This is a genomic window from Natrinema saccharevitans (assembly GCF_001953745.1).
Taxonomy (GTDB): domain Archaea; phylum Halobacteriota; class Halobacteria; order Halobacteriales; family Natrialbaceae; genus Natrinema; species Natrinema saccharevitans.
Genome location: NZ_LWLN01000001.1, coordinates 3,424,717 through 3,440,460, shown reverse-complemented (window position 1 = coordinate 3,440,460; position 15,744 = coordinate 3,424,717). Strand labels below are relative to the sequence as shown.

Below are 15,744 nucleotides of genomic sequence, written 5' to 3'. Positions count from 1 at the left end.
TATGACGGCGCTGGCATCCACTACCGACGGTCGCTCGCGCGCGGGTCGCGCGCTCGTCGCCCTCGTTCTGGCGCTCGTCGTCGCCGGGACGGCGGTGACGCCGGTCGCGGCCGCGGCAGCGACGGCGGTACAGGACGACGGCGGAGACGGCGGCGACGTGACGATTACCCGGGCCGACGGGAACGTCGAGGTCGACGTGGGCGGACTCGACGGCGAGTTCGACAACGTGACCGTCGGGCTCGTCAACCCAGACGGAAGCAACGAGACGGCCGCGGTCAGCGGAGGCACGGCCGAGGTACCGATCGAGAACCTCACCGCTGGCGTCGACGACGGTGCGTCGCTCGTCGGCGCGACCGTTCGAGTCACCGCCGACGGCGAGGCCTACGAGGACACGGTCGATCTCCACGACGTGACGTTCGCAGCGGACGCGCCGGTCTGGATCGACGGCGACTCCGAACTCGTTCTCCCGCTCAACGGGGACGACACCGCCGGGCTCACCGAGAACGACACCGTGACCGTCACTGCCGGCGACACCGATCTCGAGGCCGCGGTCCGAGCGGGCGGAACTCAACTGACGATCCCGCAGTCGGCCCTCGTCGACGCAGTCGATCCGAGTCCCGAAATCGACCTCGAGGTTTCGATCGCCGACCACGAGTCGACGCGAACGCTCGAGCCGGCCCTGCACGACACCGACGACGGCCTCGTCCTCTGGCACCCGCTGTTCGAGACCGGAACCGACTACGAGGTCGCGGTCGAGGACGACGGGACCAAGTACATCAACAACAGCGCGACGCCGGCCGACCCCGGTGAAATCGATCTCTCACGGCTCACGGGAGCGAGCGAGGTCGACGCGACCGTCTCGTCGGGCGACGGCACGCTGGTCGACGATCCGGAACTCCCGCTCGAGTCGTTCGAACTCTCCGCGACGATCGTCGACGACGGGTCGGCGGTCGCGTTCGAGCAGGGCGTCGACGGCCTCTCCGTGACCAACGCCGTCGTCAACGCGAGCGCGAACGGCACGTACGCGCTCGCGGGCAGCGGGACGATCGAGGACGGCCGACTCGCGCTCGAGAACGCGACGGTGTCCGCGAACGACACGCTCGTTCTGTGGACGAACGCGGGCGTCGGGACGGTCGAACTTTCGGCCGCCCCGGCCGACCCCGCCTCGAGCAGCGCCGCCGATGAATCCGACGGCGGAGACGAGTCCACTCTTCTCGAGTCGATACTCCGAATCGGCACGTTCGCCGCGCTGTTGGTCGTTCCGGGACTGATCGGGCCCGCCGTCGGCTACGGAGCCTTCCGGTTCCGCGAGGAGTGGACCCGAGACCGGCTCAAGATCACTGGCATCATCGCGGTCGGGTTTTCACTGGCGATCGCACTCGTCCTCCTCGAAACGGTCGGTGGCGGCCTGAAACCGGATGATATCGCACTAGCGGCGTTCACTCACCACGCAACCGCCCTCGTCGGCGTCGTCCTCGGGACGGCGGCGGCACCGGCGACCTACTACTACGTCGGCTTCCCGGCCGGCAGAGCGACGGGGTCGACCGGCGGGTTCACGATCGACGTGACCGTCACCGACGGCGACCGCCCGCTCGACGGACGGACGAAGATCGGCTACCGGCGGGCCGACGCCTCCGACGCCACACCGAAATCCACGACGATCAGGGACGGAACGGGACGGATCGGCGTTCCGACGCGGGGGAACTGGACGCTCGCTGCGAAACACGGCCAGCACGAGTCCGAGGCCGTCGAGGCCACCCGGCGGCGATCCAGCGTGACGCTCACCGTGCCGTTCCCGGCGACGGTGACGGTCACCGATCGCGAGGACGGTGAGCCGATCCCCGGCGCGACGGTGACCCGGCGCGACGACGGCACGACGCAGACGACGGACGAGAGCGGAGCCGTCACCCTCGAGCCCGACGGCGCCGGCTCGAGTACCGAGGTCGAGATCAGCCACGAGAAGTACGACGACCGGACCGAAACCGTCGCGTTCACACAGGACGGCGACCGCGAAGTCGCGCTCGCGCCCCGGACCGGACGGGTCCGGCTGCGCTCCCGGGTCGACGGCGCGCCCGTCGGCTCGACGCCGCTCCGACTCAGTCCGCGCGAACAGGTGCTTCGCGAGCGGTACGGGACGATCACGTTGCGGACCGGCGACGACGGGGTGGCGACGCGCGACGGACTCCTGGCGGGCCAGTACCGGGCCGAGATCGCGCCGCCGGCGGGTCGCGACGACATCTTCGACGGCGGGAAGTCGATCCTGACCGTCCGCGAGGACCGGTCGGCGACGGCGGAGGTCGACGCGACCTTCACGTGGTCGCTGTCCGCCGCCCAGCGAGAGCGGATCGACCGGCTCCGACGACGGATCCGACAGCTGTCGGACCACGCGGGCCGAGACACGACGATCCCGCGATACTACGGGTCGGTCGTCGAGGCGATGCTCGAGGCGGTCGAGCGCCTGCCGGAGGCCGGCCATCACTTCGCCCACGGAGAGACCGATCCCGACGCCGTCGCGGACTCGCTGCTGGCCGCCGCGGAGAAGTCGATCGAGGCGATCAACGACGCGATGACGACCAAGCGAAACGTCGACCTCTTCGCGGCCTGTGCCGACATGCCGGACCCCGGCCTCGAGTGGGACGGCAGGTGTGACCTCGAGACGGTCATCGACCGCCTCGAGTCCGACCTGATGACCCAGCGCAACGCGCTCAAGGACCGCTACGAGGACGTCACCGACCGGGTCGAGACCGAACGGGGCTCGGTCTCGGAGGCGGCGCCGGCCGAGGAGATGGTCCGCCACGCCTGGGAACTGGGCAGCGACGCCGGCCGCGGCGAGGAGGCGATCGCGACCATCTACGCCGCACTCTTGCTGCTCGAGGCCGTCGAGGGGCTCTTCGAGCGCGACGCGCTTCGCGAACGACTCTCACGAACGGTGTTCTAGAGATGCAAACACAGGAACGGAAACGGACGATACTACTGACGGCGCTGCTCGTCGCGACCGTCGCGACGGTACCGCTGTTAGGGGGGACTGCGACCGCACAGGAACGGACCGCCAACGGGTACTTCGAAACGCTCCGATCGATGGAGGGGACCGAGGCCTACGAGGAGTACGACGAACTGGAGACGGTCCGGACGTTCGCCGTCTCCAAGACACAGGTCACCGGCGATCTCAGCGCCGCCGAACGCGCCGAGTTCGACGCCGTCCTCGGGACGTTGCGGGCGTTCGATCGGGCCTACGTCCGCGCCGAAGAGGGCGAGTACGAGGCCAGCCTCGCGGCCGCCGAGAACGCCAGCGCACACATCGAGGACCTCGAGGAGCACGACCAGACGCAGGCGACACTCGCCGACTTCGCGCTGACGCGATTCTACGAGCGGCTCGGCGACGGCCTCTACGAGGAGGCCGAAGCGACGAACCGCACGCCGGAGCGACTCGACCGCCTCGAGCAGACCGCGACCGCCTACGAGCGGGCCGACATGCCAGACGAGGCGTCCCAGTTCCGGGTGCAGGCCGAACGGCTGGCCGCCGAGTACGACCGCGACCGCGACACGATCGCGGCCGCCGGGAACGCGTCCACGACGTTCCTCGAGAGCTGTACCGACTGTACGGACGTCCAGGCCGCGATCGGCACCAACGGTCTCGAGACGTTCGCGGCGTATCAGGACGCGCGGGCGACCGCCGGTCAGCTCGGCGACGCCCGGGATCGGGCGGTCGAACACGGGCTCGCAGACCGCGAGACGGAGTTGGCCAACGCCAGTGCCGAGGTCGACGAGGCACGAACGACGCTCGCGGCCGCGTCGGCCGCGATCCTGATCGGCTACGGCGTCGTCGCCGGGCTGTTGGGAACGATCGTCGTCGGGCGGCTCTTCGTCTGGCGACGCACGTACGAGGCCGCACAGGTCGGCTCCGTCGTTACGGTGGGTGAGAGCGATGTATAGACGGGCGCTGCTGGTCGTGGTCGCCCTCGCCATCGGACTGGCGATCGCGACCGTACCAGCGGCCGCACAGAGTACCGTCACCGTTGACGACGGGCAGGTCACGGTCGGTACCGGCACCGCGACAGAGGACGTCAAAGTCGACAACACCGGAAACGAGTCCGTCTCGATCGACGTGTCATCGCCGACCGGGATCGACGTCGATCCGAGTCAGCGTACCGTTCCCGCCGGAAGTTCCGAGACGATCACGCTCGAGATCAGTGCGGACGACGACGCGAGCGGCGGGACCGTCACCGTGAGTACCGGGGACGACTCCGAAACGATCGAGGTTACTCGACCACCGATCGCCGGCCTCGAGGACGAACCGCTCGACGTGGGCGAAGTACTCGTCGGTGGACAGGCGTCCGGCGAGGTCGACATCGAACAAATCGGCGGCGATGGGTCGTGGAGGTACGTCAGCGCGAGTGTCGATAGCTCCGATCCGGACGCGAGCTTGAACGTCTACGAAACCGGCGGGACGCTCGAGTGGACCGCCACGGTCGACGACGACGCCGCCCAGCACGAGGACCTCGAGTGGGAGGTCGAACTCGTTCCCGACGGCAACGACGACGCGGCCCGAACCGTCGACGTAGAAGGGGAAGTCATCTACCCGCCCCGGTTCGGCGACGTCGAACTCGACGACGATCAGGTCACGTTCGACGAGCCGCGGGACTCGACGGCGACGGTCACGGAGACGATCGACCTCGAGGTCGAGAACGCCGGTGACCTCGAGATGGATCTCGAGACCGTCACGGCGTCGGCCCCGAGCGGGGGAATCGATGTCTCGATCACGGACCGACCCGAGACGATCGACGGGCAGTCGACCGGGACGGTCGAAGTGGCGGTCGCTGCGGATACCGGTCTCGACGAGGGGGCCTACGATATCTCGGGAACCGCCCGCGCGTCGGATGCCACCGTTTCCGACGCGAACTTCGACGGAACGATCACCGTCGATCACGCGGTAACGCTCGAGACCCCGGACCGGATCGATATCGGAGACGTGCCGATCGGCGAGAGTACCCGTCAGACGGCGTCGATTGGGGAGACGTTGGGATACCAGAACGTTGAGGACCTCGAGATAACGCTCGAGGACGGGCCGGACAGCTGGCTGACGATCGAGGAAGCGCCGTCGCGGCTCGACGCCGGCGGGTCCCGTCCGGTGGTGTTTCAGGCCGCGTTCGACACCGACGCGGAGCTGGGTACCAGTTACGAGTGGACGTACGCCGTCGACGGAACCGGCGTCGAAGAGGAGACCGTAACGGTCACCGCATCGCCGGTGCCGGTGAACCTCGATCCGATCCGCAACGACGTCGAAGCCTACGACGGTCCCGTCGCCGAGGGAACGCTCTCGATGGTCGAGACCATGGACACGCGGATGCGCGACGGCGACATCGAGGACGACAGCATCACGACCGTGATCTCATTCGGGACGGCCTCGTCGCTGTACCTCGAGTCGATGGACGCCGCGAGCGAGCGACAGGCCGCCGGCGAGTACGATCAGGCCCAACAGGAGGTCGTCCAGGCTGCGGCCGCCTACAACACGATGACTCTCTACGCGGACGAACTCGACGGCGCGGCGTTCCGATCGGACACGGAACCGGTGCTGTCCGCGGCCGAGAGCGATCTCGACGCCGGTATCCAGGAGCAGGCACAGCACTACGAGTCCCGCCTCGAGTCCGAGAACGTCTCGCTGATCGAGAAGGCGACGATCAAGCGGCAACTCGCCCGAGTCACGCTGCTGCAGGGCGACGACGAGCGGGCGTCCGCGCTCGAGCAAGAGGCACAGTCGGCTTTCGAGAACTACACGCAGGCCGTCTCGGACGGCGAGCGTGCCCGCCAGCGCGCCGACGAGACGTGGGAGACGATGGAGTCCGAGCAGTTCGTGACGGTCGCCGGCCAGCCGCTGCTCCTGAACCCGGCCGAGTACGACACCTACACCGATCGGGTCGACGAGATGAACGTCGCCTACGAGAACGCGACGGCGACGTTCGAGCAGGCCGGCGAGACGAGCCGCGTCGAAGCGGTCGAGTCGGAGTACGCGGATCGGACCGCCACGCTCGAGGTGACCCGGTGGTCGCTGCTTGGCGCAACCGGGGTGTACGGCCTCCTCGTGATCGGCATCGTCGTCCGCACCGCACGCGGTACGTACCAGTACCTCCGGGACGCTCGCGCGTCGGTCAGCGGCGATTTCCTCGTCTGACCGGCGGCGACGCACTCCGTCGGGACGGTCTACTGTCAGTCAATACCGGTGCAACCGGGACATCGGGACAGCAAACCGTCGGGGCGTCGTCGAGAAATCGAACTCGTTACGCGCGGCGGAACGGCGTCGACAGCGACGACGGCGCGTCCGGCGATGCGGACTCGGTTTCGACACGCTCGACCGACCAGCGCTCGCGGTGGTCGTCGGTCCACGCGGCCTCGTCGTCGGTCGCCGGACCGGCCGCGCGAACGGCGGCCTCGCGGTCGGCACCGTCGACCGCGTACCGGACCGTCGCCTCGAACGACGGCTCGGACACGCCCGGTTCGATGTCGACGAAGTGTTCGATCCGGTCGCCGGGCCCGAGGCGCTCGCGGCGCGCTTCGGAGTAGAACAGGTCGTTGATCGGTTCGCCGTTCGCCGACACCGCCACGTCCGCCAGCGGCCGCTCGCCCTCGTTCTCGAAGACCAGAACGACGGTGCCGTACTCGCCGGCGACCTGCGTCCCCGACCCGATCGCGATCCGGAACGGGTCGCCGTCGTCGCCGGCGGCGTCGACACCGGCCCCCGACGCGACCGCGGCGACGATATCGACCCGCCTGGCGGTTCCGTCCTCGTCCGCGATCGCAACCGTCCCCTCGAGTGTGGCCGCGTTCGTCCCGGTCCAGCCGTCGAGCCCGCCGGTCGCGGTCGTCCGTTCGCCGGCCGCGAGCCGCGCCTCGACAGGGATCGACCGCCCATCGATCTCGAGGGCGTCGACCCGACGGGGCCGGTCCTCGCGGTTTACCAGTTCGGCGACGACGCTCCCGTCGGCCGGATCGACCGTCGCGCGAACGGCGACGCCGCCGCCGGCGTCGGCGATCGACCGGTCCGAGAGCCGCTCGCTGACCGTTCCGTCGGCACTGATCGCGGCCGGCGAGACGGTCGTTTCCGTGCCCGAGAGAATCGCGACCGACCGCTCGAGCGTCGTCCGCTCACCGGCTGCGAGCCGTCCGGCGTCGACCGTCGACTCGCCGATCTCCACGGCGACGTCGACCGTCGAATCGCCCTCGTTGGCGAGTTCGATCCGGTCGCGAACGGCGTGCCCGACCGGCGCGGAGTCGCCCTCGAGCCGCCGCGTCGCGACCAGCCCGGACTCCCCGGCCCGATCGTCGCCGCCCGCAGCGTCGTCGGCGTGGGCCGCCCCGTCGCGCGCTCTCGAGTCCGAACCCGACTCGTCAGCCGTCGACGCCTCGTCCGCCCCGGTGGCCGCGGACGTCGCGTCCGGCGCAGCGGTCGGGGACGCCGCGTCGGACTCGTCGTCGAGACCGGTCTCGGCGGTGGGCCCCGTCGAGTTCTGCCGCCCGTCCTCGCTTCGGGGAGCGGTCGATTCTCGTCCCGACGACTCGCTCGTAGGCGGGGAACTCGACGCGGCGTCGCGGTCGTTCCGCGTCGGCCCGTCGCGATCGCGGTCCCGATCGGCCGACCGGGAGCCGCCGATCCCCGACGCGCTGGCGAGGGAGGCCGGTCCGCCGGAGAGCCGGAGTCGCTCGTCGACGTCGAGCGACTCGAAGCCGATCCGGGCGGTCCCCTCGTCGAACTGCGGGACGACGAGCAGCAGTTCGTCGCGCTCGATCGTCACCTCGGTCCGGACCCGGCCCGCGCCGGGGAGTTCGATCACGAGCCGGTCGACGACCGTCACCGAACCGGCCGTGTCGACGGTCGCGCGGACCGCGTCGCCGTCGGCCTCGACGTCGACGGTCGGCGTCGGCGGCAGCGTACACGTCGGCGCGTACTCCCGCCGCCGATCCCCGCGGGCGACCTCGAGCCCGACCGAGACCCGCCGGTCGGGCTCGTAAGGACGCGTGACCGTCCCCGTCCACGTTCCGCCGGGCTCGAGTGACTCGGTCCCGGCGTCGGTCTCGAGCAGCCGGACCCCCTCGAGGGCAACGCCGCCGACGTTCTCGACGGCGACCTCGAGTTCGGCGACGCCGTGGTCGACGGCCGTCACCGCGAGGTCGGCCTCGACGGCGATCCCGCCGCTCGCGGCGTCGTCGAGTTCGACGGCGGACCGCTCGACGACCGACCCGTCCACGGCGAGTTCGACCGTCCGTTCGCCCTCCGAGCGGACCGCCTCGACCGGGAAGTCGACGATCGTCGTCTCCCCCGCCTCGAGCGCCACCGTCCGCTCGCTCGGGGACAGCGTCGCGCCTTCGACGGCGGCGGCGAGGTCGACGCGTCGCTCCCGGTCGGTCGCGTTGGTCGCTTCGACGTCGATCGTCCCGCCGACGCCGACGGCGTCGGTCGCGACCGTCAGACGGAGCCGGTCGCGGTTGTGGACGTACGTCGAGACGGTCCCGTCCCGGATCGAACAGACGAGCGAGCCGTCGGCCGTCGCGTAGCCGTCGCCCGTCGAGAGCCCCGGCACCGACGCCGTCTCCCCGTCCGGATCGACCGCGCGGATGCCGTCGGTCGTGGTCACCAGCACCGACGACTCCCCGACCGGCGCGACGTGGTCGGCCGAAAGCGCGGTCTGCCAGCGCTCCGCACCGGTCTCGAGGGCCGCCGAGACGAGCCGATCGTTCTGTAAGGCCGCGACGACAGCGTCGTCACATCGCCCCAGGCTCCGCACGACCGCCTCGAGGTTGCGATCGAAGCCGATCTCGCCGTCCGGGTCGATCCGGGTCAGGAACGACCACGTCGCGATCACGAAGCCGGCGGGCGTCCCGAGCAGGCCGTCGTCGGCCGGGCCGCCCGGCCGCGTGCGCTCGACGTCGAACCGCTCGCGGCCGGTCGCGACGTCGACGGCTCGGAGCCGATCGGGTCCGAGGACGCCGACGATTCCCTCGCCGGGAACGGTCGCGATCGCGTGGGCGTCCGCGACCGGCTGTCGTCGGATCCGATCGCCGTTCCGCGAGTAGACCGTCAGCGCGTCCGCCGAGAGGACGAGGACGCGATCGGCTACCGCGAGGTCGACGACCCGCTCGCCGTGATCGAGCTCGACGCGATCGCTTCCCGTGACGAGGACGATCCGCTCGCCGGTCCCGACGGCGATGGCCCCGTCGCCGACGGCGACGGCGTCGACGCGCTCGCTCTCGAAGGAGCCGACCTGTCGGTAGCCGTCACTCATCGTCGTCACCCCCACGTTCGCCGTCGGCAGCCTCGTCCGGGTCCGAGACGTCTATCGGCACCGACCCGGACGACGCCGGCTCCGCGTCGTCGGCGTCACCGCCGTCACCTGCCGGCTTCGCCTCAGTACTACCGCCGCCGAGCAACTCGCCCAGCGACGCGGGCTCCGATCCCAGCCGCATGTCCAGGCGCTCGGCCTGGTCCTCGACGTAGCGTTTGAGTTCGGGATACCCCTCGAGGTCGTCGATCTGGGTCCGGACGCTCGCGACGTACTGGCGGATCGTCTTGGGCTCGGTCTCGGCGAGGCGCTCGAGGAAGTAGTCGGTGTCCGGTTCGATCGGCTCGCGGTCGGGAAGGTGGACGCTCTCGACGAGTTCCCGCTGGAGTTCGCTCCCGAGGACGCGGTCGGCGATCTCGGCCGGCGTGTACCCCTCCGAGCGGGCCCCGAGTCGCTCGTACTCGATCCCGTCGGTCCCGGCCATCTCGGAGAGGTGTTTCCGCCAGACCTCGGCCATCACCGTCTCGTCGGGCTGCGGGATGAACTGCTGGATCGGAAACCGGCGGGTCGCGGCCGGATCGATGGTAAACGGCATGTTCGTCGCCCCGATCACGAGCAGGTTGTCCTCGATCTCGTTCATCTCCTGGAGGAAGGCGTTGGTCAGCGACCGCTCGTGGCGCTGCAAGGAGTCGTCACCCCGATCCGGAATGAGGGTGTCGACCTCGTCGAAAAACAGGACCGCAAAGCCCTCCTGGGCGATCCCGTGGGCCTTCTCGAAGATGGCTTCGACGCGTTTCTCGGACTCGCCGGAGTACTTCGAGAGGACGTCGCTGCCCTTGATCTCCAGGAACTTCACCTCGCCGTAGCTGTCCTCGATGTTCGAGTTGTACTTGGCCTCGTAGGCGATCGCCTCGGAGATGAGCGTCTTCCCACAGCCCGGCGGGCCGTACAGCAGCATGCTGTTGCCCCGCGAGGCGAACTCGTCGCCGTAGCGCTCGACGACCTCGTCTCGGACGTCGGGATCGAACAGGGCGAGCAGGTTCTCCGCCGTGCGTTTGACCTCCGGTAACCCGGCGACGTCTTCCTCGAAGCTGACGGTCGGCTTCTTGGGCTCGAGCGAGACCTGCACCTCCTCGTCGCCGTCTCCCTCCTGTCCGGGGCCGCCGGGTCCGGGACCGCCCCGGGCCGCCGGGGTCCGGGTCGCGCGCAGCTCCCGGAGTTCGCCGGCGTCGATGAACTCGAGGTCCGTGTCGGGCGTGACCCGTAGCGTGGCGTAATCCGTCGGCTCCATCGCAGCGACCTCGAAGGTCGCCAGCTCGTCGCCTTTCGGGACGACCTCCTCCATCCGATGGAGGAGGTAGTCGTTCTCCCGGAGGAACGGCTCGAGGTCGTCGGGCGCGATTTCGCTGGTGTGGATCTTCGCGGACGAACACTCGACGACGTCGCGTTTCGTCGCGTCGGGATCGACCAGGAAGTCCGTGCCCCGATCGATCCCGCCGAACACCGTCTTGACGTTCCGGTGCATCCGGACCTTGTTTCCGATCCCGTCGACGATCGAGTCGTCGACCGGCTCGACGTAGAAGAACGCGCGCCGGTCGTTGTGACGGATCTCGACGGTGTCGGTGTTCGGGCCGACCTTTTTGGCTCCGATCTCGATGCGTGACGTCGGCTGGTCTCGTTTCAGTATTGGCGTCAGGTTAAGCATTCTCGTCACCCCGTAGCTGCGTCGTCGCGTCCGCGATCGTCGACAGTAACTCGCCCTGTCGCTGGTCGGTCCGATCGCGGACGTACCGACCCCCGGCGTCCGCCCGCTCTACCACCAGCGAGAGCGACTCGAGCATCGCGACGATCGCCTCGCAGCCGGCCGCGAACGGCCGGTCGATCCCCGCGGCCCGCACTCGGTCCCGGACCCGCCCGAAGGCCGACCGGACCCCCTCGAGGCGGTCGAGCAGCGCCTCGATGACCGGCCGCCAGTTGAACGCGTGCGGCGCGGTCCGGGACAGGGGGACGATCACCCGCGAGTCGACGGTCTCGAGCCGATTCGCGGCCGCGATTCGGTCGGCAGTCGCGTCGTCGAACCCCTCGACGGTCGTCGCCCCGCGCTCGTACCCGGCCGCGAGGACCCGCCGGACGAGGGCGTCCTCGCAGTCTTCGTCCCCGTTCGTTCCGCCAACCCGGGAGCCGCCGTCGGGACGCGCGTCGGCGGTCCGCGCCGCCGCGTCGGGCTCGAGTCGCGGCGGAAACGGGGCCCCGGCACGCAGCAGTTCGGCGAGATCGAGGAGGGCGTCCATCGCGATCTCGACCCGTCTCGCGGGCTCGGGACCCGAAAACGTCCGCAGGGACAGCAGCCGCGAACCCTGCTCGTCGACCCGACGAACGCCGCCCAGCAGCGAGTCCCCGCGCATCCTACGACATCTCGAGTTCGCTCGTTTCCCGGTCCGTCTCCGCGACCTCCTCGCCGGCGGTCTGTTGGGCGGTCTCCCCGACGCTCTCGATATCGCCGAGGACGTCGTCGACCATCGCGTCCAGCTCGTGGTCGGCCGTGTTCTCGACCTCCTCCTCGATACCGCCGACACCGGCGAGCTGAGTCGTCAACTCTCCCATGTTGTCGACGATATTCATCGCCTCGTCGGGGAACGTCTGCTTTTTCAGCGCCTGCGTGCGGACCTGCTCGCGCTTGTTCGCGAGCGTCGTCTTGGCCGACTCGAGCATCTCGATGTTGTCGGCGAGCCGGTCGGCCCCGCTCTCGACTTTCTCCGCCAGGTTCTCCTGATCGGCTTCTTTCATCTTCTTGTGATAGATCAGCTTCCGTTTGAGCTGCTGGAAGCGTTCGCGATCGTCCTGCGGGAGTTCCGACGGGTCCTGCGGGACGCCGGGGCCGTCGCCGAGGCTCCTGAGTTCCTGGGCGGTCTCCGCTAGGTGTTCGTCGATCGTCCCCGACTCCTGGTCGATGTCGGCCATCCGGTTCTCGAGTTTCTCCTTGGCGCTCTCGACCCGCTCGATGGTCTCGGTGATCTTCTCGACGCAGGCGTCGATCGCGGCCGCCCAGTTGAGGATCATCCGCCCGTTTATCTCGTCGGGTTCGTCGCTCGGATTGCGAAGCATCACGACCCGTCCACCCTGCAGGTCGACGATATCCTCCTCGGCGAAGAACTCGAGCAACGCCTCGGCCTGCTGTTCGCTGGTGACGATATCGCCCTCGTCGTCGCTGGCCGCGGCCAGCGTCTCGATCGCCTGTCTGCGGTCGATCCGACCGTTGCCCTCCTTCAGTTCCATCGACCCCAGCAGATCTGTCTTGATGATCGCTCGGATCGCTCGCTCCCACTCCCCGTCGACGTCGTCGCCCTCGATCCAGCGGGCCTCGAGTCGAACCGGATCGGCCGTCTGATCGACCGGATCGGCGATCACGTACTCCCGTCCGTCGCTTTCGATGCGTTCGAATTCGTACTTTTGAGACATAGTGTTGAGTTCCTCTCCCGTTGTCTTACGCTGCCATTCCGCCGAACTCCTCCTCGTTGACGAGCCCCCTGTAGCGCTCCCGGACCGCGTCGCGGACGTACTCGTTGACGGCGGTCGCGTTGCTGACCTGCAGCTCCGCGACGTGGTCCTCGGCCAGTTCGACCCACTCCGGAAGCGTGCCCGGTAACTGGTCCTGCTCGGCCTTTACGTCCGCGAGGATGCGTCGGGCGTGGTCCGCGACCACGTCCTCGAACGGGTCGACCGCTTCGACCATTTCCCGGCCCTCCTCGAGCCCGAGCCGATCGACCAGCGTCTCGCGGGCCCCCTCGAGGATCTCCCCGCGGACGCTACGGGCCGTCGAGAGGACGTCGAACCGGCTGTCGATCTCGTTCTGGACGACCTGCTCGAACTCGCCGGTCCGGAGGACGTAGCTCGAGTCCTCGAACTCCGCCTCGATCGCGTCTTCGATCTGCGCGGCGAGATACTGGGCGTACTCGTCGATCGCCTCCTCGACCAGATACTCCCCGTCGAGGTCGACGATGTACCCCTCCCGGTCGAGATAGCGGATCACGTCCGCGGTCGCGTCGACGTCGATGACGCTCTCGAGATCGCTGTGGGCGATCTTCCCGTTCGCGGCCTCGCGCTCGAGCCGGGCGTCGAGGCCGACGTCGTCGGCGTGTTCTTTGAGCTGCGGGCCGATCGTGTAGTAGTCGCGCTTGCCCGCGGTGATCCGTCGGAGATAGTTGCGATCCGCGAGTTCGTCGGCGAAGAAGTCCAGATCGTCGATGGCGAGCGAGAACCGCGAGCGCAGCGTCTCCCCCGTGACGACGAGCCGCTGCCCGAACAGGTTGGTCAACTCCCGCGTGATGTTCATGTTCCCCTTGACGCCGAACGGATCGACGTAGAAGACGCCGTCGCGCAACTGCTCGAGACCGACGAACTCGGCGGCGGCCAGTTCGGTCAGCGCCTCGTGGAGATCGCTCGAGGACAGCGACCGCGCGTTGACGAGGCCGACGTCGGCGCTCTCGTAGGCTGCCTTGATCTCGCCTTTCTGATCGGAGACGTAGATAAATCCGTAGTTGTCCTGGGCGATATCCCGACAGACGTCTTCCAGGACGTCGGTGTCGACCGGTAAGAGCGTCATTACAGGAGAGTTATATGCTCGCCTACTAAACCTTGCGCCCGCGTTATTCGTTTCTCCGCGAAAATCACTATTTCAAGCGCCAGGAGGCGTAATTCGGGCGCGGCGGGCTCGGACCCGTCTCGAGGCTCGAATGGGGGCGTCGATGTCGGCCGAATCGACCGACTACTACGCCGTGACGGCCTCGAGCAGGCGATCCCGGAGCGCCGCGGGGGAATCGACGACCGCGTCGGCCCGCGAGCGGTCGATGTCGCCGTGGGCCGCGATCCGGTAGGCGACGACGGTCGCGCCCGCTCTATCGCCGGCTTCGATCCCGTTTTCGGAGTCCTCGACGACGACGCACTCCGCAGCCGGGACGCCGAGTTCGGCGGCCGCGTACTCGAAGACGTCCGGTTCGGGCTTGCTCGCCGCGTCGACGTCGTCGGCACTGATCACGCGGTCGAACGCCCCCTCGAGGTCGAAGCGCTCTGTGACCATGTCGATCCAGTCGTGGGGCGACGAGGAGACGAGCGCCGTGTCGACCCCGCGGTCGTCCAGTTCGACGAGCAGGTCGTGGCAGCCGTCCAGTAGCTCCGCGCGCTCGGTGTAGATCTCCTCGGCGGCGGCATCGAAGCGCCCGACGAACGACTCGCGGGAGATCGCCGTCCCGTACTCGGCCTCGAGGTAGTCGTAGATATCGCGGAAGTTCATCCCGCTGGTCTCGGCCACGTCGACCGCGGCGTCGGGGACGGTCGCGGGGAAGATCTCCTCGCGCTCGAACTCGACCCAGTAGTCCTCGCTGTCGACCAACACGCCGTCCATATCGAACAGCACTGCGTTCATGTGGCTCAGGCTATCCGGTCGTGACGGATAGCCGTTTGGCACGACGGGGCGAGCAGTGGCGACTCCCTTCGGTGGCGCGCGCTATCAGCCGGCCGAACGGAAGTGAGGACGGCTGCTGACACCGTGCGAGCGTGAGCGAATCGGTTGGGGAGGACGTGGCTGCTCACCGTTGCCACGGTAACAGGACGCTTCGCGTTGGTACCCCCGCCGCTCACGACGATTCGAATACGTCGCCGCGCCGTTCGTGGGCCATCTCGGCGGCCACCGCCTCGGCGATTTCCGCATCGAACTCCCGCTCGAGCAGCCACAACGCCAGATCGATGCCCGACGTCACGCCCCCCGCAGTGACGACGTCGCCGTCGTCGACGACGCGTTCGTCGACCACGGTCGCCGCGGTGGCCGCCAGGTCGTCCCGCGCGTCGGGGTGGGTCGCGGCCGGCCGACCCTCGAGGATCCCCGCCGCCGAAAGCACCATCGCGCCGGTACAGACCGAGGCGATCGTCGCCCCGTCGTCGGACCGCTCGCGGACGGCGGTCGGCAGCGCCCCGTCCTCGACGACCGTACGGACGCCGCCCTCGGTCGTCCAGCCGCCGCCGGGAACGAGCAGCAGGTCCGGCCACCCCAGCGTCCCGTCCGGTTCGACGCGACAGTCGTGGCTCGCCCGCACGAGAGCCGTCTCCGCGAGGGTCACGAGTCGCGTCTCGAGCGACGCGCCGGCCCGGGCCCCGTTCCGGAGGACCTCGTAGGGACCGATCGCGTCGAGTTCGTCGAAGCCATCGAACAGCACGATTTCGGCGGCGATATCGGCCATATGCCGTCGTCGGCGTCGGCGAGCAAATCCGTTGTGTCTCCGCGACCGTCGCCGGGCGTCCCCCGTGATTGCCAGCGGCGGCCCGTCGGTCGGCCCGCTCGAGGCGGCAGCGCGTGTCGCGCGACGCGCCGTCCCGTCGTCGTTGGAGAGCCGACCGAGCATCGCCGATTCGCCGGCAATCGGATCGCGTTAAACCGGACGAAACGGGCGAAAACGTCGGTCAAACCCCCGAAAACGGC

The 15,744-nt window shown here is 69.0% G+C and carries 10 protein-coding genes; 3 read left to right on the top strand and 7 right to left on the bottom strand.

Features of this window, described 5'->3' with window-relative positions:
• The first annotated feature begins 1 nt into the window (after position 1).
• From A6E15_RS17365 to A6E15_RS17355, 3 genes are read left to right on the top strand one after another with little or no spacing between them, the layout of a single operon-like run.
• On the top strand, positions 2-2,938 hold the full coding sequence (locus A6E15_RS17365) for a peptidase associated/transthyretin-like domain-containing protein (RefSeq protein WP_076148090.1): 2,937 nt from the start codon (positions 2-4) through the stop codon (positions 2,936-2,938).
• Between the two features lie 2 nt (positions 2,939-2,940).
• Positions 2,941-3,933, top strand: coding sequence for a hypothetical protein (locus A6E15_RS17360; RefSeq protein WP_076148088.1), 993 nt, complete (start codon positions 2,941-2,943; stop codon positions 3,931-3,933).
• Positions 3,926-6,169: a COG1361 family protein gene (locus A6E15_RS17355; RefSeq protein ID WP_076148086.1), complete on the top strand. Its 2,244-nt coding sequence runs from the start codon at positions 3,926-3,928 to the stop codon at positions 6,167-6,169. Before A6E15_RS17360 ends, A6E15_RS17355 begins: the two co-directional genes overlap by 8 nt.
• A gap of 106 nt (positions 6,170-6,275) precedes the next feature.
• Here the strand turns inward: A6E15_RS17355 and A6E15_RS17350 are convergent, their stop codons facing one another.
• The 7 genes from A6E15_RS17350 to A6E15_RS17320 form a co-directional block, all read right to left on the bottom strand.
• On the bottom strand, positions 6,276-9,275 hold the full coding sequence (locus A6E15_RS17350; RefSeq protein ID WP_076148085.1) for a hypothetical protein: 3,000 nt from the start codon (positions 9,273-9,275) through the stop codon (positions 6,276-6,278).
• The gene (locus A6E15_RS17345) at positions 9,268-10,977 is read right to left on the bottom strand and encodes an ATP-binding protein (protein WP_076148083.1); all 1,710 of its coding nucleotides are present in this window, start codon (positions 10,975-10,977) and stop codon (positions 9,268-9,270) included. Before A6E15_RS17345 ends, A6E15_RS17350 begins: the two co-directional genes overlap by 8 nt.
• On the bottom strand, positions 10,970-11,677 hold the full coding sequence (locus A6E15_RS17340) for a hypothetical protein (protein ID WP_076148082.1): 708 nt from the start codon (positions 11,675-11,677) through the stop codon (positions 10,970-10,972). The genes A6E15_RS17345 and A6E15_RS17340 overlap by 8 nt, the downstream gene beginning before the upstream one ends.
• Position 11,678: 1 nt before the next feature.
• Positions 11,679-12,731, bottom strand: coding sequence for a hypothetical protein (locus tag A6E15_RS17335; protein ID WP_076148080.1), 1,053 nt, complete (start codon positions 12,729-12,731; stop codon positions 11,679-11,681).
• 25 nt (positions 12,732-12,756) lie between these two features.
• Positions 12,757-13,875 carry a hypothetical protein gene (locus A6E15_RS17330; protein ID WP_076148079.1) on the bottom strand — a complete coding sequence of 373 codons (1,119 nt, stop codon included), beginning with the start codon at positions 13,873-13,875 and terminating at the stop codon, positions 12,757-12,759.
• 165 nt (positions 13,876-14,040) lie between these two features.
• Positions 14,041-14,694: an HAD family hydrolase gene (locus tag A6E15_RS17325; RefSeq protein ID WP_076148077.1), complete on the bottom strand. Its 654-nt coding sequence runs from the start codon at positions 14,692-14,694 to the stop codon at positions 14,041-14,043.
• Between the two features lie 211 nt (positions 14,695-14,905).
• Positions 14,906-15,505: a DJ-1/PfpI family protein gene (locus tag A6E15_RS17320; protein WP_076148076.1), complete on the bottom strand. Its 600-nt coding sequence runs from the start codon at positions 15,503-15,505 to the stop codon at positions 14,906-14,908.
• Positions 15,506-15,744: the final 239 nt, after the last annotated feature.

What these genes read in the sequence shown, in the direction of transcription:
- A6E15_RS17365 (WP_076148090.1), top strand. Translation starts at nt 2, where the DNA reads ATGACGGCGCTGGCATCCACTACCGACGGTCGCTCGCGCGCGGGTCGC.
- A6E15_RS17360 (WP_076148088.1), top strand. Translation starts at nt 2,941, where the DNA reads ATGCAAACACAGGAACGGAAACGGACGATACTACTGACGGCGCTGCTC.
- A6E15_RS17355 (WP_076148086.1), top strand. Translation starts at nt 3,926, where the DNA reads ATGTATAGACGGGCGCTGCTGGTCGTGGTCGCCCTCGCCATCGGACTG.
- A6E15_RS17350 (WP_076148085.1), bottom strand. Translation starts at nt 9,275, where the DNA reads ATGAGTGACGGCTACCGACAGGTCGGCTCCTTCGAGAGCGAGCGCGTC.
- A6E15_RS17345 (WP_076148083.1), bottom strand. Translation starts at nt 10,977, where the DNA reads ATGCTTAACCTGACGCCAATACTGAAACGAGACCAGCCGACGTCACGC.
- A6E15_RS17340 (WP_076148082.1), bottom strand. Translation starts at nt 11,677, where the DNA reads ATGCGCGGGGACTCGCTGCTGGGCGGCGTTCGTCGGGTCGACGAGCAG.
- A6E15_RS17335 (WP_076148080.1), bottom strand. Translation starts at nt 12,731, where the DNA reads ATGTCTCAAAAGTACGAATTCGAACGCATCGAAAGCGACGGACGGGAG.
- A6E15_RS17330 (WP_076148079.1), bottom strand. Translation starts at nt 13,875, where the DNA reads ATGACGCTCTTACCGGTCGACACCGACGTCCTGGAAGACGTCTGTCGG.
- A6E15_RS17325 (WP_076148077.1), bottom strand. Translation starts at nt 14,694, where the DNA reads ATGAACGCAGTGCTGTTCGATATGGACGGCGTGTTGGTCGACAGCGAG.
- A6E15_RS17320 (WP_076148076.1), bottom strand. Translation starts at nt 15,505, where the DNA reads ATGGCCGATATCGCCGCCGAAATCGTGCTGTTCGATGGCTTCGACGAA.